This is a genomic window from Acinetobacter sp. BSP-28 (assembly GCF_044130285.1).
Taxonomy (GTDB): domain Bacteria; phylum Pseudomonadota; class Gammaproteobacteria; order Pseudomonadales; family Moraxellaceae; genus Acinetobacter.
The window spans coordinates 97,941-117,566 of record NZ_JBIQOB010000003.1 but is presented as its reverse complement, the minus strand read 5'-3'; the positions used below and the strand labels follow the sequence as shown (position 1 = coordinate 117,566).

Below are 19,626 nucleotides of genomic sequence, written 5' to 3'. Positions count from 1 at the left end.
ATGAACTCTAGTTTGTCATTATTGCATCCTTATCCTTTTGAAAAGTTAAATAAACTTTTTCAGGGGATTCAACCCGCAGATTTACCACTCATTCCATTATCGATTGGTGAACCAAAGCATCCGGCACCCGAGTTTGTGAAACAGGCCATTATTGATAACTTCCAGCATTTATCAACTTACCCAAACAGCAAAGGTCTGCCTGAGCTACGTCAAAGCATTGCCAACTGGTTAACACGTCGCTTCAAGCTCAATAGCATCAGTGCAGAGAGCAATGTATTGCCAGTTTCTGGAACTCGTGAAGCCATTTTTTCTTTTGTTCAGGCTTTAGTGAACCGTGAAGATGCGCCTTATGTGGTGATGCCGAATCCTTTCTATCAAATTTATGAAGGTGCAACCTTGCTTGCGGGTGCCAAACCTTACTTCATTAATTGCACAGAAGAAAATAACTATCTGGGTGATTTTGATGCGGTTCCTGCAGAAGTCTGGGAAAAAACTGCACTGCTATTTGTCTGTACCCCAGGCAATCCGACGGGTGCAGTATTGTCAAAAGAGCAATTTAAAAAACTGATTGCGCTTTCAGACCAATATAATTTTGTCATTGCCTCAGATGAGTGCTATTCAGAACTCTGGTTTGATGAAGCACCAGTAGGTCTACTTGAAGTCTGTGCGGAAATCGGCCGTGACGACTACAAAAACTGTGTCGTATTCCATTCCCTTTCCAAGCGTTCAAACTTGCCGGGTATGCGTTCAGGTTTTGTTGCAGGTGATGCAGACTTACTTAAGCCTTATTTGCAATACCGTACTTATCACGGGGCTGCCATGCCGGTTCAGCACCAGCTGGCGTCAATTGCGGCATGGGATGATGAAGCACATGTAGAAGAAAACCGTAAACTTTATCGCGCCAAATTTGAATTATTCCAAAATGAGCTAGGTCAGTTATTGCCACTGAAAAAACCGGATGCTGGTTTTTATTACTGGCTTAAAGTCGATAATGATGAAGCCTTTGCCAAAATGCTGATGGAAAAAGCCCATATTAAAGTCCTGCCAGGCCGTTATCTGTCACGTGATACTGCACAAGGCAATCCGGGTGAAAATCATGTCCGTATGGCATTGGTGGCCGATATTGCCCAATGTGAACAAGCCATTCAGCGTCTGAAAGCTATTCTTTAATGGGTTAAATAAGCATTAAGCTCAACAATCATCCACTGTTTTTACAGTGGATGATTGCGTTGTAGCCTATCAATTAAATGATCCGTCCTATTTCAATCTATTGATGAAAGTGAAATAGATTTCCCAGCGTATAAAATGATAAAGGGCGATTCATGAATCGCCCTTTATATGTTTTTATTATTAAAATTACTTGGCTAAAGCCGCTTCAATTTCACTTTCCAGCTCTTCCGGTTTAGTCGTTGGTGCAAAACGATTCAGTACTTTGCCATCTTTTCCAATCAAGAATTTGGTAAAATTCCATTTAATGCCATTGCCTAAAATTCCCTTGCTGTTATTAGTCAAATAGCGAAATAAAATGTGCGCTTCAGGCCCTTTAACATCCACTTTGGCAAACATGGGGAAATTCACGCCATAATTTTTTTGGCAGAATGCACCAATCTGTTCATTGGAGCCCGGATCTTGCCCACCAAACTGGTTGCAGGGAAAGCCCAATACTTCAAACCCCTGATCCTTGTATTTTTCATACAATTTTTCAAGACCTGCAAACTGGGGAGTAAAACCGCATTTACTTGCAGTATTTACAATCAATAAAACTTTACCTTCATAATCGGTAAATGATTTATTTTTTCCATCTAACAACTCAGCTTCAAACTGATAAATGTTGGTCATGGATATGTTTCCTCATCATTTTTTTCTTGTGTTTTTAATTCTAAAGAAGCTGAATTTACGCAATAGCGCAATCCTGTAGGTTGTGGACCGTCCTCAAAAACATGGCCTAAATGTGCGCCACAATGATGGCAAACAATTTCAGTTCTGACCATACCATGCGTCGAATCCTGATGTTCTTCAATGACCGAACTATTTACAGGGCGATAAAAACTTGGCCAGCCACTACCACTGTCATATTTAGTTTCGGAAGAGAATAATTCTGTCCCACAGCAACGGCAAAGATAAGTCCCTTCCTGCTTGGTATTCCAGTATTTACCGGTAAATGCTGGCTCCGTCCCCTTTTGTCGCGTAATGCGAAACTCTTCTGGTGATAACTCTCTTTGCCATTCTCTTTCTGTTTTATTGAGTTTTCCCATGATGACGTCCCTTTATATCGTGCTATTTAAAATAGGATAATCGTATATTTACGTCATTCAATCTTAAATTTCTAGTCTTTATTCAACAATTTACAAAATCAATATAATGACTCAAAAAGCAAAAAGTAAGCAAATATAAAATCATGGTAAGCAATTCTGAAAATTAAATGCTTTTTTGTAAGCAAATTTAGTGTTAGGCTTAGTCCTACTCTTGCTCAGGATTAAAAAATGTCGCAGAAAAAGAGCGTAATTTTTAAAAATCTGCTGCCTGTGATTAAACAATATCAACAGACAGGTTTTACGCATGAAAAAATTGTTGCTTTACTCAGAGATGAACATCATCTCGATCTGGTAACAACCGAGACATTTAAAAGCTATTTATACCGTTATGCAAAAGTGACCTCCACTCTTTCCGAGAACATAAAAATGCCGAACACTTTCCACACCCCACGCGAAATTAAGAAATCGTCTAAGCTCGAGCACGTATGCTACGACATTCGCGGGCCAGTGTTGCGAGCGGCCAACGAAATGGAAGAGGCCGGGCATAAGATTATTAAACTGAATATCGGTAACCCCGCCCCATTTGGTTTCGAAGCGCCGCAAGAAATTATTAATGATGTCGCTTTAAACTTGCCCAATGCGGTAGGTTATACCGATTCAAAAGGGATTTTCCCTGCGCGTAAAGCGATTTGTCAGTATTACCAGCAAAAAGGCATCCTGAACATGCACGTGAATGACGTGTATATCGGTAATGGCGTATCTGAACTGATCGTGATGGCGATGCAAGGCTTGCTCGATGATGGCGATGAAATGCTGGTTCCAATGCCAGATTATCCATTATGGACAGCTGCTGTAAACTTATCTGGTGGTACCGCGATTCACTATAAATGTGATGAAGAAAACTTCTGGTATCCAGACATCGCTGATATGGAAAGTAAAATCACGCCAAATACTCGTGGTATTGTGATTATCAATCCAAACAATCCGACCGGTGCGGTCTACCCACGTCATGTATTGCAACAAATCGTTGATCTGGCAAAAAAATATGACCTGATTTTGTTTGCAGACGAAATTTACGACAAAATTATTTATGACGGCATTGAACATGTCGCTGTAGCTGCGCTTGCGGGTGATCAACTTTGTATCTCGTTTAATGGTTTGTCTAAAGCCTATCGTATTGCCGGCTTCCGTTCAGGCTGGATGGCCATTACCGGTGATAAATCACGTGCAATGGACTACATTGAAGGTTTAGACATGTTGGCATCTATGCGTCTCTGTGCCAACCATCAAGCGCAATACGCGATTCAAACAGCATTGGGTGGTTATCAGTCGATTAATGACCTGATTCGTCCGGGTGGTCGTTTATACGAACAACGCAATATTGCCTGGGAAATGTTGAATGAAATTCCAGGTGTATCTTGCGTAAAACCAGAAGGTGCCATGTACTGCTTCCCTAAACTGGATCCGGAAGTTTATCCAATTCAGGATGATGAAAAATTCATGCTCGACTTATTGCGTGCAGAAAAAGTATTACTGGTTCAGGGAACCGGTTTCAACTGGCCGACTCCAGATCATTTCCGTGTGGTGTTCTTGCCTGCCGAAAATGAATTACGTGAAGCCATTAGCCGTTTAGGCCGTTTCCTGTCAAAAATGCGTTAATTTCCTAATTTCTAAAATAGCTAAAAAAAACCGCGTTATAAAACGCGGTTTTTTATGCCTGCTGTTAGCCTGTGCTAGTCTTTGAGCGGATTGCCATATTGTTTTAAATATTCAATGCCTAACTGTCTAGAACCCTGATCATTAATATGATTGCTGTCTTTATTTCGATATAAAGGCACATTATTAATCATAATTTTACATACCTGCTGATTACAGATGACCTTGGTCGGATCAATGATTTTTAAGTTAGGGTATTTCAGTTTTGCTTCTGCAACAATTCGATTAAATTTTATAAGTTGTGCCTCATAATTCCGTCTAGAAATCGTACATTGCGCATGCGTATTTAAAATTTCATTGCGAAGATTACAATCTGCCGGTACTCCGTCTTGATCTAAGCGCGGTACATCATTAAGCAGAATGACTTGATCACTGGACTGATAGGCAATCTTTAGAGCTGTCATAAAACTGGTTTTAAATATTTCCTCATTTGAATGATGAACACCATCTTCCAGTTTCACTTCATCACTAAAATACGGCACATATGAACCTGCCAAAATAATGGTTGGATAATGGGTTCTGGCAAGATGTGCAGTAATCGCCTGATTTCTGAATGCAAACTTGTCGAGTTTAGTCCACCGATTAAAATTCGCCTCTGAACGCTGTACCCCCGGTAAATAGAAAGTTGAACTTTGCGTGATGTCATAACCGCGTAAATTCGCATCTTTAGCCCATACATCCAGCATCGCTGTATAACCGTTTGCATGAGAATCACCGAGCAATAAAAAATCGATGCTGGCTTTCGTTTTGCCCAACACACAATCATCCTGATCGGGTAAGGCTTTGGGGTCCTCAATATCCATACATTTATTTCGGATGATATGCGCAAATGAATTGAGCGCTTCTTGTTTGAGATAAACAGAATGTGAAAACCGGTCTGGAAAACCTTCATTGATATTGACGATCTTGGCGATGCCAATAAAACTTATGGCTGGCAGCAGAAAACCGATGATAATCATCTTGTAATTTGCTGCCATCACAAAACGTTTGCTTGGTTTTTCAATCAGCTGATAGGTTAAAAATGCCAGCATGATGGATAATAATACAATCACCACCTGATTTTCTGCATTTAATGGCCGCATATAGATGCCGAATAACACGATAATAGGCCAATGCCATAAATACAAAGGATAGGAAATTTTCCCGATCCAGGTACTCAAACGATTACTCAGTAATACATTACTTGAGGGTGAACATTGGCCTAGATAAATAATCAGCGCTGTCGCCAAACATGGGATAAGAGCCATTGCTCCAGGAAAAGGTGTCTGTTTATCAAAATACACTGCGGCCGCAAACAATACGATTAAACTACCCCAAACCAGAGTTTGCACTATTTTTTTTGGCAACTTGAGCTGTGGCAGAAAGCCAATCAATGCACCGATGAGCAATTCAAAGGCACGTACCGGCATACTGTAATAGGCCTTCTCTACATTTTGAGTCAACTTGTGCTGGGCATAAAACAGTAAGGTCACAATTAATGTCGTGACTATAGCCCAGGTATATTTACGCGGCACCTTTCCAACAAACAGCAATAACAATAAAGGCCAGAAAATATAGAACTGTTCTTCCACCCCCAGCGACCATAGATGCAATAAAGGTATACCTTCAGCACCTTGACTAAAATAATCTCCCACCTCATTGCGCATATAGATATTCGCCATGAGCAAGGTCGCATACATGACGCTGTCAAAATATTGGGTCAACTCACCAGGTAGCATCACTTGCCATGCAATGACACTCACAACGCTGAGCACGGTAAAATAAGCTGGTGCTAGACGTACCACACGCTTCTTGTAAAACCGTGCGATAGAAAACCGTTTGGACTGAATATCATGGGTTAAAATGAGGGTAATTAAATAACCTGAAATCACAAAAAAGACATCAACACCTATATATCCTCCAGAAAAGAAAGATATTCCGATGTGGTTAAAAATCACCAATAAAACCGCGATCGCCCTTAAGCCATCAATATCAGCGCGATAGGAGAAATTCATAATTTCAAAAAAGTACAATAAAGTAGCGGCATTGTATGCCTTTATTGAAAAAATTCAATTTTCAAAATAAAGAGTTACATGTCACCCAATTTTATAAGACTCGTATTAAATATTGCTTAATAACTCGAACATCGATTTTTTATAAGGTTTGTAAGTTCTGATCCTATTTATTGTTCGGTACTCATGCTATTTATATGATTGATGAATAATAAATATTGTGAGCACAAGGATGTCCTCAAACAATCTTAAACTGAGTATTTTTTTATGCTTAAGCATGTGTCTAGGGATTGGAATTTTACGTTTTTCTTATACCGCATTGTTACCTAGCACACGTGAAGCCTTTGTCTGGACCACAGGATTCGCCAGTCTTTTAGGTAGTGCTAACTTGCTAGGTTATTTAATCGGTGCTTTTACCGCCATGCGTTTGCCTCAAGACAGGAGTATGGCCCTGTATATTCAAATGGCCGCCATTGCAGGCATGTTCAGTTTAATGTGCTGTGCTTTTGCAAATTTCCCTCAGGCATGGTATCTCTTCTGGCGTGTGATTTCGGGAATCAGTGGTGGACTACTGATGATTCTATCCCCGAGTGTGGTGGCCCAATGTTGTGACGTTCAGGATCGTTTTAAAATCAATTTTATTGGTTTTAGCGGAATTGGTCTTGGGGTTTTATTGGCTACGCTTTTCTTGCCTTATCTGGATCAAATTTCGATACAGACTGCTTGGCTGATTCTGTGTGGTTTTGCATTGCTGATTTGTATCTGCCTGAGGTTTTTATTGCAGCAATTTAAACAGCATTTAGCTGCTCAACCCACCCCAAATCAAGCCAAAGTTACCCTAAACACCCTGTTTTATAGCCTGCTAATCGTGTATGCATGTAGCGCATTTGCCTATATTCCACACTCCCTGTTCTGGATTGACTATCTCAACCATGAGTTGAAACTGAATCTGTTCTGGATCAACTTGAACTGGATTCTTTATGGCTTAGGCAGTGCTTTGGGGGCTTTTGCCGCTTACTCACTGGCGAGAAAATTTGGCAATTTTTTCACCCTGAAAATTCTTTACAGTTTGTATATTGTGGCCATTTTTATTGCAACCTTAAACACCAGTCCGCTTCTGACTTTTGCCTCTTCCTTTTTTACTGGAATGCTCAATCCGGCAGTGGTTTTTTTGACGTCCTATACCATTTTACAGCTTTATGGGCTGGCTTATAAAAAGCTCTGGAGCATTGCAACGCTGTGTTTTGCATCCGTGCAACTGATTGGTGGATTAAGCTTTAGCACCCTGCAACATTTTGGTGTGATTTATCATCAACAGTTTATCTTGGCTGCGGTGGTTCTATTATTTGGAACTTTACAATTGGCCTGGAACACACGCCCGAATAAATTCAAAACCAGTGAACAAACATAATCATTGTATATTTAGGAAGCCGGCACTAAATACGGATAAGGATTAATAGCACCTTGCCCATTCACATAAACTCCATAGTGCAAATGTGGCGGGGTATTTTCAGCATTTCCAGTATTGCCCACATAACCAATGATCTCACCTGCTTCTACCCAATCGCCTGCCTGAATTTGGGCTGCATAACCATCTAAATGGGCATAATAATGACGGCTTAAATCTGGCCCCAAAATCCACACGACTTTTCCACCCAAATTGTTGCTACCCACTTGCAGAACAAGTCCTTGGGTAGTGCTTTGTACCGCCGTGCCTCTCTTGGCAAAAATATCAATCCCCTCATGCTTACGCCCTTCGCTACGCGCAGCTCCCCAAGTATCTTGTATTTGCCGGGGCTGTATATCTTTGATCGGCATTGCAAGCTGTGCAGGCAAGTCCATTTGTTGTAATTGCATATATAAAATAGGATAACGCATGCCTGCTGCTTCACCCGATGCTGGTGGCTGACAGCCTGAAAGCAACATGAATACAATGATTAAACTCAGGCAGGAAATCTTATTGAACATTTTTCGATGCTGATGCATTAATTTCAAGAATGAAAATATGTAATCCATCTCATCTTAAGTTTTTAATTCTATTGAATGAAAGAGCATTTCTGTAAATATAAAAAACCCGCAACAAGTGGCGGGTTTTTCTAACACAAGGTTTAAGTTTTGGACTTATTCCATGTTGTTAATCACGGCTTGACCAAACTCAGAACAACGCAACAAAGTCGCGTCCGGCATTAAGCGTTCAAAGTCATACGTCACTGTTTTATTCGCAATCGCACCGGAAATACCTTTGATGATCAAGTCAGCAGCCTCATTCCAGCCCATGTCACGCAACATCATTTCAGCAGAAAGGATGATTGAACCCGGGTTGACCTTGTCTTGGCCCGCATATTTAGGTGCAGTCCCGTGAGTCGCCTCATACATTTGAATTGCTCCCCCAATGTTGGCACCAGGCGCAATACCGATCCCCCCTACTTCTGCCGCAAGCGCGTCAGAAATATAGTCACCGTTTAGGTTCAGGGTGGCAATCACTGAGTAATCCGATGGGCGCATCAGGATTTGTTGCAAGAATGCATCTGCAATGACATCTTTAATGATGATGTCTTTACCGTTTTTAGGATTTTTGATTTTAACCCATGGACCGCCATCCAGAAGTTCACCGCCAAAACGCTCCAGAGCAACTTCATAGCCCCATTCCTTGAATGCACCTTCGGTGTACTTCATGATGTTGCCTTTATGGACCAGCGTCACACTAGGCTTGTCATTATCAATCGCGAATTGAATGGCTTTACGAACCAGACGTTGAGTACCCTCTTTAGATACCGGTTTAATCCCAATTCCGCAGTTCTCTTCGAAACGGATTTTAGTCACACCCATTTCTTCTTTCAGGAATTTAATTATTTTTTTAGCTTCTGGCGAATCCGCTTTCCACTCAATTCCCGCATAGATATCTTCAGAATTTTCTCGGAAAATTACCATGTCCGTCAGTTCAGGATGTTGAACCGGAGAAGGTACACCTTCAAACCAGCGAACTGGACGTACACATACGTAAAGGTCTAATTCCTGGCGTAATGCAACGTTTAGAGAGCGGATACCACCACCGACAGGAGTAGTTAATGGACCTTTAATAGAAACCACAAACTCACGAAGTGCTTCGAAAGTTTCTTCTGGCATGTAAGTACCATAGATTTTGTCTGCTTTTTCGCCGCAGTAGACTTCCATCCATTCGATCGAACGTTTGCCACCGTAAGCTTTCAAAACTGCAGCATCAACCACTGCTTTCATTGCAGGTGTAATATCTACACCAATACCGTCGCCTTCAATAAAAGGAATAATAGGATTGTTTGGGACATTGAGTGACAAGTCTGCGTTTACGGTAATTTTGCTACCATCCGCAGGAACAACGATCTTCTGATAACCCATTGTATAGGTTCTCCCTTTGTATCTAGCGATATCTAAAAATAATTGCCGATTGGGCAATACTTTCATCCTTTCTTAACGCATAATAGTTTAATTGAATTCCATTGTGTTTAAGATTTATACGGGAAATAACAACATTTCCCCATTGAATAAAACTTAACCTTTTTTAGTATTATGTAATTAAAGAAGTCATTTCCTATGAAAATCGTCATTCTCAACAAACCTTATGACGTCCTCTCCCAATTCCGTAAAGACGAAGCACACATGACGATGTCTGACTTCGTGGACGATCCAACATTGCGTTTGGCTGGTCGTCTTGATATGGACTCTGAAGGTTTAGTATTTTTAACCGATCACGGTGGTTTAAACCAATACATTACTAACCCTGCCAACAAAAAGTTTAAGACTTATCTGGTCCAGGTTGACGGTGATGTGACTGAAGAAGCACTTGAACAGCTCCGTAAAGGTGTTGAACTGAAAGATGGTATGACTCTTCCCGCCAAAGCCATCAAGGTTCAACAACCCGAATGGTTATGGGAACGTGATCCACCGGTTCGCTTCCGCGCGTCTGTTCCTACATCTTGGGTTGAAATTTCAATCTGTGAGGGTCGTAACCGCCAGGTTCGTCGTATGACTGCTGCTGTAGGCTTTCCAACTTTACGTTTGATTCGTACTAAAATCGGTTCAATCGATCTTGTTCAGTTGGGTTTACAACCGGGTGAAACCAAAGAAATCGAACCTTTGTTATATCCAGACTTTAAAGATGTACCTGCCGAAGAACCATATCGTTCACGTTCTTATGTGAAAAAACCGGGTGGTACAGGCGGTAAGCCAATGGTTCGCAAGAACAAAGATGGCTCTGTAAAAAAATCAGGGACTAAACGTATCTGGCAAATGGATGAAAGCGAGAAACCACGTCGTAAAACTAACGGTACAACGCGTCCGAATACCAAAGCGCCGCGTGGTCGTGGGCGTGGTCGCGGTTAATCACTGAGATTACAATAAGGGTGCATAAGCACCCTTTTTTAATACACAATCCAAATATATTGTTTTTTTATATTATGTAGACTAATTTTAAGTTGAAATTGAAGTCGGCCTATTATGAAAAATATTATCCTTGCCGTTTTAGTCGCAGTTTTTTCGACTTTGAGTTTTGCTCAAAATCCTTTAAGTGTTCATGTATTGAATCTGGATACAGGTTTAGCTGCTTCAAATGTTGCTGTGGTATTAGAAGCCCAACAAGGTGATAAATGGACCAAGCTCCATGAAGCTAAAACCAATAGTGAAGGCCGGGTTACGGACTTATATCCCAAAGATACAACTCTTCAGAAAGGCATTTATAAAGTGACCTTTAAAACCGGTGACTGGTTTAAGGCAAAAAACCAGCGTTCATTCTTTCCAGAAGTGCCTGTAGTGTTCGTGATTGATGGTAATTTAGAGCATTACCATATTCCACTGTTATTAAGTCCTTATGGTTATTCAACGTATCGGGGGAATTAAAAAATTAACAAACTTAATTAAAAAATAATTTTAGATTAATGATCCTTATTTTCACTAGTAATTAGATCATAAGTATTATCTATGCCCTCTAGAACTGATACAAAAGCTGTTCCCATATCATTTTCTTTTCTGCCGATATATAAAGTAAAGATTTCCTTAAATTGATTACCGAATTTATCTTTAAACTCAATTTCTATCAATTTTCGATATAGCAATCCCTCAAAATATTGATCAAAGCTAGAAATATAAAGAGAGAAACTAACTAAAATTGATGAGTCTATCCCTAATTTAGAAACTTCAAATAAACTATATGAATAGTCTGATTTATTATTTACTGTAATATCAAATGCTTCCCCAGTCCCATGATTCAAAAGTTGTAAACTTAAATTAAATATATCCTCATCTTCATTTTCTTCATACTCTTTTATGCAAACTCCTTCATTAAATAAAAATTTAGGTTTTACACTCATTTTTTTATCAAGATTTTGTTTTTCTTGAAGAGCCACTATTTTTCTAAATTCTTCAATTTGAAGATTTAAAGCCTCTGCTTGTAGTTTTATTGCACGAGAATTCTGTTCTAACTGCTTCCCCTGCTGGACATAACCCAAAATCAGCCAAAGAAAAGCTACAGGTGCAAAAATACCTGCTAGAAAATCACCCAATTCATTTAACGATGATGGCGATGTTAATCCTCCAAAAATCCAAAAGACTATAATCACAGCTAGCCAAACTGCTGTTATCCCCATTCCCCAGTACAATTTTTTTTGGTTCATCTTCTAATCATAAAAACAAATATTTAACCAATTGTTTAACATAACCGTAGTTTTTATGAAATCATCAAACAATACTTAGGCTATTTAGAATGAAATTTATCCTTAAAAAAATCGTACCCAAGCTTAATGCTGACCACAGCAACAATTGTAAAAGCACAGGCGAACAAAAGCGCTGCATCAAATGAATACTTCCCATCCAGAAAGTAGATATTGACCGGGTGAGCCAACACCATAGGCAATATTAACACCCAGATCGGGATATCGAAATTATTGCTCTTTTTCATTTTTATACTTTTTAAAATGAGACTTAAATAAAGCATAGAACAAAAAAAGAGGATGTAAACATCCTCTTTTATACAAAGTATTTAAAGATGGATTAAATTGCCTTTAACCACTTCTCAGCTTTGGCCTGATCTTCAACTTTCAGCTCAACCTCACTCAGTTCAGAACCACCTGCCTGAACATCAAAAGTCATCAGTTCATCACGACGGAAAGCATGAACGGTGTATATACCTTCCTGCTTCGCATACTTTTCTACCAGTTTGCTAGTCGCTTTCAAGCCATCAATCGCGATAATAACATCTTGCGCAGAAAGACCTGCTTTCACCCCTGCACCCTCTCGACGTGCAGTTTGAATCACCACGCCTTCAGGTTTATCGGCAAGCTTTAAGCCAAATGGCAAAGACTTGTCATTTTTAACGTCAAAACTTAAACCAAACTCAGGAAGCAACTGATCTAGCGGTAATTCATCGGTGGTATTGATCAAATGATTGATCTGTTCAAGCCAGTTATCGCCTGTCAACTCATTACACAATTCGAAGATGGTACGCTCATTAACTTGAACACCATTTTGCGCATTTTTATACAATTTACGCATTAAGGCATCTAGGCTTGAACCGCGTAAACGCAAGCCCAAGTCCAGACACAGCGCTACTAAACAACCCTTGTTGTAGTAGCTGGTGCCGGCGTTATTGGAGTTTTCATCTTGACGGTAGAATTTCACCCATGCATCAAAACTTGAATCTGCAACGGTTTGAATCGCACGTCCCGGATTTTGTAAATAACGGTCAATCTGTGTTTTTAATAGCTTAAGGTATGACTCTTGAGAAATCACACCACTACGCAGCAAAATCAGGTCGTCATAATAAGAAGTGAAACCTTCAAAAATCCAAAGCAGCGAAGTGTAGCCTTCTTTGTTTAAATCATAATTGACGAAATTTTCAGGACGAATAAATTTCACTAGCCAAGAGTGGAAATATTCATGACTGCATAAACCCAAGAAACGCTGATAATCTGCAGAAGGTTCAACAGGTTCATCTGCTTTAGGCAAGTCATCACGCGGGGTAATTAAACTGGTACTGTTCGGATGCTCTAAGCCGCCATAGCTATTCCCTGTCGCCATGGTCATAAAGGTATAGTCGGTAAATGGTGCAGAGCCAAACATTGAAATTTCAGTGCTACAAATTTTTTCAATGTCTTGCTGCATGCGCGCGGCATTCATGGCATGTTTGCCGGACACTACAAATTCATGCGGAATCCCATTGGCTTCAAAGCTAAAACGTGTTTGTTCTGCCAGCTCAAATGGTGAATCAATCAACTGGGCATAATTCTCTGCCTTTAAAGTATAACGCCCTTTAACCAGACTTTTAGCCATTAAACCGGTTGCCAGCTGGAAATGTTTCAGTTCATCCGGAAGGAACACTTCAACTTCAACTGCTTTATCTTCCTGCCCTTCTAGTCCCAAGCACGCACAGGCGGGATTCACATAGAGGCGGGTTTGGTCTACATAGGCGCCACGTACAGATAAATCATAAGCATAGACATCATATTCCACCGTAATCAGTTCATGATCGGTATTAAATAAACGCCATTTATTCTTCTCAAATTTCTGAATTTGTAAAATGCGCCCATCTTCATCATAAGCTCGAACTGACTCAATATGCTTTGAAAATTCGCGAATCAGATAGCTACCTGGAATCCAGGTCGGTAAAGAAAGAACTTGAGTCGGATCAGCTAAAAAGCGAAGTGTCACGTGAATAAGATGCTGACGATAATCGTCAAATTCGATTTGATAATGCAACATAATGGGCAATATAAAATATAAAAAAGTTAACTTAACAATTAGCTTAGCATTTTTTTGTCCGGCAATGCTGAACTGTCGCAATTGTCTACAATTCCGACTAGCCATTCATTAAAAAAAGGCATAGCATTCCTCATATTTTTTGCATTTCTACCACCAATGGATTGGTAAATAAGGAAGATCATTGAAAGCTGTCATCTACCTCCTCGCATCCGTAAGTTTATTGTGCTCCACGATAGTCAATGCTGCATTACTCAACCTTGTTCCTGAAAGTGTTGAAGCTCAAGCATGGACCATTCTAGATACCCAATCTGGACAAGTCATTGCAGAGCATAATAGTCATGAGCAACGCGCACCGGCATCTATGACCAAAATGATGGTTGCCTATATCGCACTCAAAGAAATTGAAGCGGGTCATTTGAAAAAGGATGAAATCATCACGGCTACACCGGTGGTAAAAATGGTGCAGTGGGATGAATCGCAAATGTATCTTAAAGAAGGTGATCAGATCACTGTAGATCAGCTTCTGGCAGGTTTGATCGTGATGTCAGCCAATGATGCGGCAGTGACTTTAGCAGAACGTATTTCAGGGACAGTACCGGCTTTCATCGAACGCATGAACCTTGAGGCCAAAGCGTTGGGAATGAATGATACGCATTTTGCCAATGCGCCAGGTGTGACCATGCCGGATCATTTCTCATCTGCATACGACATGGCGCTGCTTGGTCAGGCGCTTACTATTGAGACACCTGAATACTTGCGCTATTCAGTGATGCCAAGTTTCAGTTATAACCAGCGCTTTCACCGTGCAACTAATCTGGCGCTCAAATTTGACCCAAGCGTGGATGGTTTAAAGACAGGTTTCACAAAAGCAGCAGGTTATAACCTTGCACTGACTGCACACCGTCCTACCGGTAATCCTGCACTGCCTGAACGTCGCCTGATTGTGGTGGTGATGGGTACAAAAAATGCCTTAAAACGTGCTGAAGTTGCCCACACCCTGCTGGAAATGGCTTATACCTATACCCGTAATGAAGTGGCGATTAAAGATAAACAGCTGATTGCTGAATTGCCGGTGGTTAAATCTACTTTAAAAATGTTCAAGCTGGAAACCAGCCAACCGCAAATTGTGACCACGTCTTTATATGACCAGCCTTATGCGATTGATCTGCAAACTTACGATACGGTCAATCAACGCATTATGTTGAATACCGGCAATGGTACGATTCAGGCAATCGCCCCCTTACAGGAAACTAAAACTCACTTGAATGTTGAAATCAAGGAAAAATACCTGACTGCGCCTTTAGCCAAAGTCATGCAGCTGGCAACCGTGCAGGTTTATCAAAATAATCAGTTGATTCGCACCATTGCCATTGAAAATGATGTGCAAATTGAGGAAGCCAATTTCTTCCAGAAAATTGCCATCTGGTTTAAACAGCTTTTTAGTTTTTTCTCCAGTGAGGAAATTGAAGTCAAAATTTATCCTCTAGGCTAATTGCTTAATATTTATTTAAATTATGTAAGCTGTATAACAATCTAAACAAAAGCAATGAATTGAAGATGGCATATGGATGCCATCTTTTTTTTCGTCTTTTAAATAGCCCAGAATTCAAAAATGAGTCATTGATATAAAGTTGTTATTGTAGATAGATGCTATCTGCCATTTAGTGCTTGCAACGCAGCTGGTCGATGCCATGAAAGCTCGCGTTCAAGGCAAACCAAAACCGATGTTTAAATTTTCCGACAAAGGTTGACTGGTGTCATTAAGCCACAATAAAGCCGTGGGAGAATTACTCGGACAAGTGAATGTACAAGGTTTTCTGGCGAAATCGATGTATGTTTCTTTATATCGACTGCATCAAACCGCTATTCATGGCTATACCCATGCCGGTCTTTTAACCGCCAAGGATTTTGTCACAAGAAAAACTGGTCCAAAGATAAAATTGCATTGAAATTTAAAAAACCGTCCCAACTATTAAAAAACGCCATGAAAGTGGGAAAAATGCAGATTTTTGCTAAATCTAGTCTACAAAACCCACTTTTCACTTTATGATGTACCCTTAAAAAATTGAATGGATCAATAACATGACTGCTATTGCAAATGACCTCGTGGTTTCTTTCCACTACACGTTGACTAACGCAGAGGGCGAAACTCTCGACCAATCACAAGGTGAGCCACTTGCATATTTGCACGGTGCGGGTAACATCATCCCTGGTTTAGAAAACGCTTTGGTAGGCAAAACTGTTGGTGAAAAATTCACTGTAAACGTTCCTGCTGCTGAAGGTTATGGCGAATACAACCCTGACCTAGTACAAGAAGTTCCAGCTCAAATGTTCCAAGGTGTGGACAACATCCAGCCTGGTATGCAATTCCAAGCTCAAACTGATGACGGCGTTCAAATCGTGACTGTTAAAGCAGTTGAAGGCGACAACGTTGTTGTAGATGCTAACTTCCCGCTTGCTGGCCAAGATTTAACTTTTGAAGTTGAAATCGTTGAAATTCGTACAGCTTCTGCTGAAGAATTAGAACACGGTCACGTACACGGTGCAGGTGGTCATCACCACTAAGATCGGTACAGATCATAAAGGGCAAAGTTTTTACTTTGCCTTTTTTATTGCCTTAAATTTTTTATACCCCATTCAATCACCCGAGAGATTTTCAGTTAGCCGAGTAACTTTTTAGCCATATCTCTAGAACTGACTGATTTGTTTTAAGCGCTGCATATCGATAATCCTAATCTGGCTATAATTCCAGTCTACAATGCGCTCTTGGATAAAGTATTGTAGTTGCTTATTTAAGGTTTGTCGGGACACATGCAATAATTCGGCAAACTCTTGCTGGCTCATTTTAAATTGAATCGTTGAATGCATCTGACCTGCTGATCTTGCCTGCTGCCCCAAAATCATTAAATGACGTGCAATTTTTTGATTCATACTTGCAGTTTGCAGATAACGGTTTTTCTCCATCAAGCCATACATCCGTTCACTCAGCAATTGAATGATCTGCCACATGGCTTGGGGTTGCTGTTGTAATTGTTGCAGGAAAACCTGACCTGAAATCACGGCCACTTCGACTTGCTCTACGGCATAAAAATCAAAATTCAGCGGTTTTTGCTGTAAAAATGGCACCAGATTAAACACCGAATACATTTTCACATAATCACTGACTTTAAACTCGCCATCACTGAGCAGCCAGCCTATCTGCATCCGTCCAGACAACAGCACATAGATATCATCCATTTTTTGTTGATAATGCAAAATCTGTTGCTGCGGCAAAAAACGCAGGTATTTTGCATGCTGCATTAAAGTGTGATGCGACTGTGCATTGAATGCAGAAAACACTGCATCCTGCCCAAAAATTTGCTGTAATTTTTCTACGCGACTGAGCATACGAAATTGATGATCTCATTCAAAATTAAAAAACCTAGTACATGGATACTAGGTTTTTTATATTCGTAGACCAACCAATTTTTAGCGCTATGTATATCTCGAATTCAGATCACTACGATTCTAAATAGCGTAAATCAGTTCACTGAGTTATCAAGATGCTTTTTCTAAAATTTGACCATTTTCGAATGTAAAATTAGAAATGTCCTGTTTCACCACTTTCTTCAAGTTCACACTTGGACGACCATCTACTCCAAACGGAATATCCCCTTCAATGGTGACACGGCGCACGACACGCAGCTCGTCGCCATAATCGTTGATTGCACGGTGCTGGGTGGCACGGTTATCCCAAATGGCAACATCACCGACACTCCAGCGCCAGCGCACGATGTTTTCTAAATTCACGGCATAGTCTTGGAATAAATCAAACAGGCGACGTGAATCCTGGCTGTTATAACCGACAAAGCGTTTGAAGAAGTGCCCCAATAATAATGTCTTCTCACCGCTTTCAGGATGCACCCGAACCAACGGATGCTCTGTTTCATATTCTGTTGAATTGAATAACGCACGATATTTTTCTGCATCGATACGTGGGCTTGTTGTGACTTTAGAGGCATAGTCATAATCATTGCTATGCACTGCACGTAAACGATCTGCCAATGCTTTCAATTCTTCTGGTAAATCGTTATAAGCCGCTGTGGTATTTGCCCAAACGGTATCACCGCCAGCTGCCGGTGCAACAATGCTGCGTAAAATGGAAGCCTTTGGATAATCTTCAATAAAGCTGATGTCGGTATGCCAGGTATCCGCACGTCCGCCACGTGAATCGAGCTCTAATACATGTGCTGTCCCACTTTTCACTGGAACCGTCGGGTGGTTCAAAGGCGTACCTAATAAAGCGGCAAAGCCTTCCTGTTCATCATCGCTTAGGTGTTGCTGGTTTTTAAAGAAGATGGCTTTGTATTTTATTAAAGCATGGTTAATTTCATAGACCGTGTTTTGCTCTAGAGTTGAAGAGAGTTTTACTCCTTCAATTTCCGCACCAATACGACCGGTAATCGGTTTCACTTGAATATGTTGATACTGGTAGTCTGGATCATATTGTGCGGTTTGAGTCTGGCTCATGGCGATTCCTTATATTTCAATTTTTATTGCAACGTTGTGTTGTTGAAATACAGTCTGCCCTGAATAGGCTATAAACACTGTCAAAGCTTTGACAGTGATCAGCACAATACTTGCTGAAGTTTTGAACTTTCCTGATTTAGAATTTTGAAATGAGATTTATCAACCCTGAAATTATTCAGCCCCTAAATACAACCTATTAAAAAACATAAAAAAATATCGAATTTTTAAATTGAATTATTTATGATCAAGTCAAAAGATTAAAATGCCAGCAGAGGAATGAATGGAACGCTTCTTTCACAATACCATGTATGCAGCACGCTGGATTTTAGCCCCAGTCTATTTTGGGCTGTCATTTGCCCTGCTACTGCTGGCGCTTAAATTCTTTCAGGAAGTCTGGCATGTCTTGCCGCATATTTTTGAATATTCTGAAGCAGACTTGATTCTGGTGATTTTGTCTTTGGTAGATATGACCCTGGTGGGTGGTCTGATTGTGATGGTGATGTTTTCAGGTTATGAAAACTTTGTTTCTCAACTGAAAATTAAAAACGAAGATACCCGTCTTAACTGGCTAGGTACCATGGATGCCAACTCACTGAAATTAAAGGTGGCTGCGTCCATCGTCGCGATTTCATCTATTCATTTGCTGCGCATTTTTATGGATGCTAAAAACATTCCCAATGACAAAATCATGTGGTACATCATCATGCACCTGACCTTTGTCGTTTCCGCATTTATGATGGGATATCTGGATAAAATCAGTAAGCATTAACTCTTTTTATTTGCACATTAAAAAGCCCCTAAATTGGGGCTATTATTCAAAAAAATTATAGAAAATTGCCTTCACGTTCTGGCTGATACAAGACTTTTTCAATTTTCACTTTCATTAAATGACCATCTGGCTGCGGCCATTCAATTTCCTGACCTTCAGCCAGGCCTAAAATTGCTGCCCCTACTGGCGCAAGTACATTCACCTGCCCTTTCTCACCAAGAAAATCATGCGGGTAAACCAGGGTAATCGTAGTCGGTTCATTCGCCGGTGCAATGGTAATCGATACCCGTGCATTCATCGTCACCACGTTTGCTGGCATATCCTGCGGGGCAACCACTTCGGCACGTGCAAGTTCATCTTCCAGATGTTGCATGGTTGGAGTCAGTTTAGATTGATGCTCAAGCATCGTTTCTAAACGCTCAAGATCTTGTTGTGAAATAACAATAATAGGTCTTTGCATATTCAACATCCTCTTTTTTAAAATTTTTTTCTCATTCATCAACAGTAATGCTGTCTACACAGTTGATTTAAAATTAATTTCAAGTATACATATGTATATAAATAATTACTGTACAAGAATAATACGATGGCCCTTCCTGAACTTGACTCAGCAGCTGAAATTGGCACTCACAATTTTATGCAGCATATTCGCAGCAGA

Annotated in this window: 18 protein-coding genes and 1 pseudogene; 9 read left to right on the top strand and 10 right to left on the bottom strand. The window is 40.4% G+C overall.

Features of this window, described 5'->3' with window-relative positions; translation table 11 throughout:
• The gene (gene dapC / locus ACE01R_RS03120; RefSeq protein WP_395546043.1) at positions 1 to 1,170 is read left to right on the top strand and encodes a succinyldiaminopimelate transaminase; all 1,170 of its coding nucleotides are present in this window, start codon (positions 1 to 3) and stop codon (positions 1,168 to 1,170) included.
• Positions 1,171 to 1,356: 186 nt separating this feature from the next.
• Here dapC and ACE01R_RS03115 read toward each other — a convergent pair whose 3' ends face one another.
• Positions 1,357 to 1,839 (bottom strand): glutathione peroxidase, encoded by a 483-nt coding sequence (locus ACE01R_RS03115; RefSeq protein WP_395546042.1) that lies wholly within the window; start codon positions 1,837 to 1,839, stop codon positions 1,357 to 1,359.
• Complete coding sequence (gene msrB / locus ACE01R_RS03110; RefSeq protein WP_395546041.1) at positions 1,836 to 2,255, bottom strand: peptide-methionine (R)-S-oxide reductase MsrB; 420 nt, start codon at positions 2,253 to 2,255, stop codon at positions 1,836 to 1,838. Before msrB ends, ACE01R_RS03115 begins: the two co-directional genes overlap by 4 nt.
• 228 nt (positions 2,256 to 2,483) lie before the next feature.
• Here msrB and ACE01R_RS03105 point away from each other — a divergent pair, with 228 nt between their 5' ends.
• Positions 2,484 to 3,914: a pyridoxal phosphate-dependent aminotransferase gene (locus ACE01R_RS03105; protein WP_395546040.1), complete on the top strand. Its 1,431-nt coding sequence runs from the start codon at positions 2,484 to 2,486 to the stop codon at positions 3,912 to 3,914.
• Between the two features lie 74 nt (positions 3,915 to 3,988).
• Here the strand turns inward: ACE01R_RS03105 and ACE01R_RS03100 are convergent, their stop codons facing one another.
• Positions 3,989 to 5,965, bottom strand: coding sequence for an acyltransferase family protein (locus ACE01R_RS03100; protein WP_395546039.1), 1,977 nt, complete (start codon positions 5,963 to 5,965; stop codon positions 3,989 to 3,991).
• A 229-nt stretch (positions 5,966 to 6,194) separates the two neighbouring features.
• On the opposite strand from ACE01R_RS03100, the gene ACE01R_RS03095 reads away from it, so the two are divergent.
• On the top strand, positions 6,195 to 7,373 hold the full coding sequence (locus ACE01R_RS03095; protein ID WP_395546038.1) for a YbfB/YjiJ family MFS transporter: 1,179 nt from the start codon (positions 6,195 to 6,197) through the stop codon (positions 7,371 to 7,373).
• A gap of 11 nt (positions 7,374 to 7,384) precedes the next feature.
• Here the strand turns inward: ACE01R_RS03095 and ACE01R_RS03090 are convergent, their stop codons facing one another.
• Positions 7,385 to 7,930 (bottom strand): M23 family metallopeptidase, encoded by a 546-nt coding sequence (locus tag ACE01R_RS03090; protein WP_395546037.1) that lies wholly within the window; start codon positions 7,928 to 7,930, stop codon positions 7,385 to 7,387.
• Between the two features lie 153 nt (positions 7,931 to 8,083).
• Positions 8,084 to 9,337 (bottom strand): NADP-dependent isocitrate dehydrogenase, encoded by a 1,254-nt coding sequence (gene icd, locus ACE01R_RS03085; protein ID WP_395546036.1) that lies wholly within the window; start codon positions 9,335 to 9,337, stop codon positions 8,084 to 8,086.
• A 195-nt stretch (positions 9,338 to 9,532) separates the two neighbouring features.
• Between icd and ACE01R_RS03080 the strand changes: the two genes are divergently transcribed.
• Both ACE01R_RS03080 and uraH read left to right on the top strand, forming a co-directional pair.
• Positions 9,533 to 10,321: an rRNA large subunit pseudouridine synthase E gene (locus ACE01R_RS03080; RefSeq protein WP_395546035.1), complete on the top strand. Its 789-nt coding sequence runs from the start codon at positions 9,533 to 9,535 to the stop codon at positions 10,319 to 10,321.
• Positions 10,322 to 10,435: 114 nt separating this feature from the next.
• Positions 10,436 to 10,834, top strand: coding sequence for a hydroxyisourate hydrolase (gene uraH, locus ACE01R_RS03075; protein ID WP_395546034.1), 399 nt, complete (start codon positions 10,436 to 10,438; stop codon positions 10,832 to 10,834).
• A 35-nt stretch (positions 10,835 to 10,869) separates the two neighbouring features.
• Here uraH and ACE01R_RS03070 read toward each other — a convergent pair whose 3' ends face one another.
• Entirely contained in the window at positions 10,870 to 11,607 is a 738-nt protein-coding gene (locus tag ACE01R_RS03070; RefSeq protein ID WP_395546033.1) for a hypothetical protein, read from the bottom strand.
• Between the two features lie 376 nt (positions 11,608 to 11,983).
• Positions 11,984 to 13,690, bottom strand: coding sequence for a M61 family metallopeptidase (locus ACE01R_RS03065; protein WP_395546032.1), 1,707 nt, complete (start codon positions 13,688 to 13,690; stop codon positions 11,984 to 11,986).
• A gap of 181 nt (positions 13,691 to 13,871) precedes the next feature.
• Here ACE01R_RS03065 and ACE01R_RS03060 point away from each other — a divergent pair, with 181 nt between their 5' ends.
• The 3 genes and pseudogenes from ACE01R_RS03060 to slyD all read left to right on the top strand — a co-directional run bounded on the left by ACE01R_RS03060 (position 13,872) and on the right by slyD (position 16,255).
• Positions 13,872 to 15,182, top strand: a complete 1,311-nt coding sequence (locus tag ACE01R_RS03060) for a D-alanyl-D-alanine carboxypeptidase PBP6B (RefSeq protein WP_395546031.1) — start codon at positions 13,872 to 13,874, stop codon at positions 15,180 to 15,182.
• A 178-nt stretch (positions 15,183 to 15,360) separates the two neighbouring features.
• Positions 15,361 to 15,639 (top strand): annotated as a pseudogene (locus tag ACE01R_RS03055) (NAD(P)/FAD-dependent oxidoreductase); the annotation flags it as partial.
• Positions 15,640 to 15,772: 133 nt separating this feature from the next.
• A complete protein-coding gene (slyD, locus tag ACE01R_RS03050) occupies positions 15,773 to 16,255 on the top strand; it encodes a peptidylprolyl isomerase (protein ID WP_395546030.1) in 483 nt (160 codons plus the stop codon).
• A gap of 123 nt (positions 16,256 to 16,378) precedes the next feature.
• Here the strand turns inward: slyD and ACE01R_RS03045 are convergent, their stop codons facing one another.
• Complete coding sequence (locus ACE01R_RS03045) at positions 16,379 to 17,077, bottom strand: Crp/Fnr family transcriptional regulator (protein ID WP_395546029.1); 699 nt, start codon at positions 17,075 to 17,077, stop codon at positions 16,379 to 16,381.
• A 150-nt stretch (positions 17,078 to 17,227) separates the two neighbouring features.
• On the bottom strand, positions 17,228 to 18,199 hold the full coding sequence (locus ACE01R_RS03040) for a TauD/TfdA dioxygenase family protein (protein WP_395546028.1): 972 nt from the start codon (positions 18,197 to 18,199) through the stop codon (positions 17,228 to 17,230).
• Positions 18,200 to 18,479: 280 nt separating this feature from the next.
• On the opposite strand from ACE01R_RS03040, the gene ACE01R_RS03035 reads away from it, so the two are divergent.
• On the top strand, positions 18,480 to 18,968 hold the full coding sequence (locus ACE01R_RS03035; RefSeq protein ID WP_395546027.1) for a TIGR00645 family protein: 489 nt from the start codon (positions 18,480 to 18,482) through the stop codon (positions 18,966 to 18,968).
• Positions 18,969 to 19,023: 55 nt separating this feature from the next.
• Here ACE01R_RS03035 and rnk read toward each other — a convergent pair whose 3' ends face one another.
• Positions 19,024 to 19,428 (bottom strand): nucleoside diphosphate kinase regulator, encoded by a 405-nt coding sequence (gene rnk, locus ACE01R_RS03030; RefSeq protein WP_395546026.1) that lies wholly within the window; start codon positions 19,426 to 19,428, stop codon positions 19,024 to 19,026.
• Positions 19,429 to 19,626 lie beyond the last annotated feature (198 nt).

Bases quoted from the DNA above. Each gene is read 5' to 3' on its own strand.
- icd (WP_395546036.1), bottom strand. From the start codon at position 9,337: ATGGGTTATCAGAAGATCGTTGTTCCTGCGGATGGTAGCAAAATTACC.
- slyD (WP_395546030.1), top strand. From the start codon at position 15,773: ATGACTGCTATTGCAAATGACCTCGTGGTTTCTTTCCACTACACGTTG.
- dapC (WP_395546043.1), top strand. From the start codon at position 1: ATGAACTCTAGTTTGTCATTATTGCATCCTTATCCTTTTGAAAAGTTA.
- ACE01R_RS03080 (WP_395546035.1), top strand. From the start codon at position 9,533: ATGAAAATCGTCATTCTCAACAAACCTTATGACGTCCTCTCCCAATTC.
- ACE01R_RS03105 (WP_395546040.1), top strand. From the start codon at position 2,484: ATGTCGCAGAAAAAGAGCGTAATTTTTAAAAATCTGCTGCCTGTGATT.
- ACE01R_RS03090 (WP_395546037.1), bottom strand. From the start codon at position 7,930: ATGTTCAATAAGATTTCCTGCCTGAGTTTAATCATTGTATTCATGTTG.
- ACE01R_RS03040 (WP_395546028.1), bottom strand. From the start codon at position 18,199: ATGAGCCAGACTCAAACCGCACAATATGATCCAGACTACCAGTATCAA.
- ACE01R_RS03095 (WP_395546038.1), top strand. From the start codon at position 6,195: ATGTCCTCAAACAATCTTAAACTGAGTATTTTTTTATGCTTAAGCATG.
- ACE01R_RS03065 (WP_395546032.1), bottom strand. From the start codon at position 13,690: ATGTTGCATTATCAAATCGAATTTGACGATTATCGTCAGCATCTTATT.
- ACE01R_RS03115 (WP_395546042.1), bottom strand. From the start codon at position 1,839: ATGACCAACATTTATCAGTTTGAAGCTGAGTTGTTAGATGGAAAAAAT.
- ACE01R_RS03035 (WP_395546027.1), top strand. From the start codon at position 18,480: ATGGAACGCTTCTTTCACAATACCATGTATGCAGCACGCTGGATTTTA.
- rnk (WP_395546026.1), bottom strand. From the start codon at position 19,428: ATGCAAAGACCTATTATTGTTATTTCACAACAAGATCTTGAGCGTTTA.
- uraH (WP_395546034.1), top strand. From the start codon at position 10,436: ATGAAAAATATTATCCTTGCCGTTTTAGTCGCAGTTTTTTCGACTTTG.
- ACE01R_RS03045 (WP_395546029.1), bottom strand. From the start codon at position 17,077: ATGCTCAGTCGCGTAGAAAAATTACAGCAAATTTTTGGGCAGGATGCA.
- ACE01R_RS03070 (WP_395546033.1), bottom strand. From the start codon at position 11,607: ATGAACCAAAAAAAATTGTACTGGGGAATGGGGATAACAGCAGTTTGG.
- ACE01R_RS03100 (WP_395546039.1), bottom strand. From the start codon at position 5,965: ATGAATTTCTCCTATCGCGCTGATATTGATGGCTTAAGGGCGATCGCG.
- msrB (WP_395546041.1), bottom strand. From the start codon at position 2,255: ATGGGAAAACTCAATAAAACAGAAAGAGAATGGCAAAGAGAGTTATCA.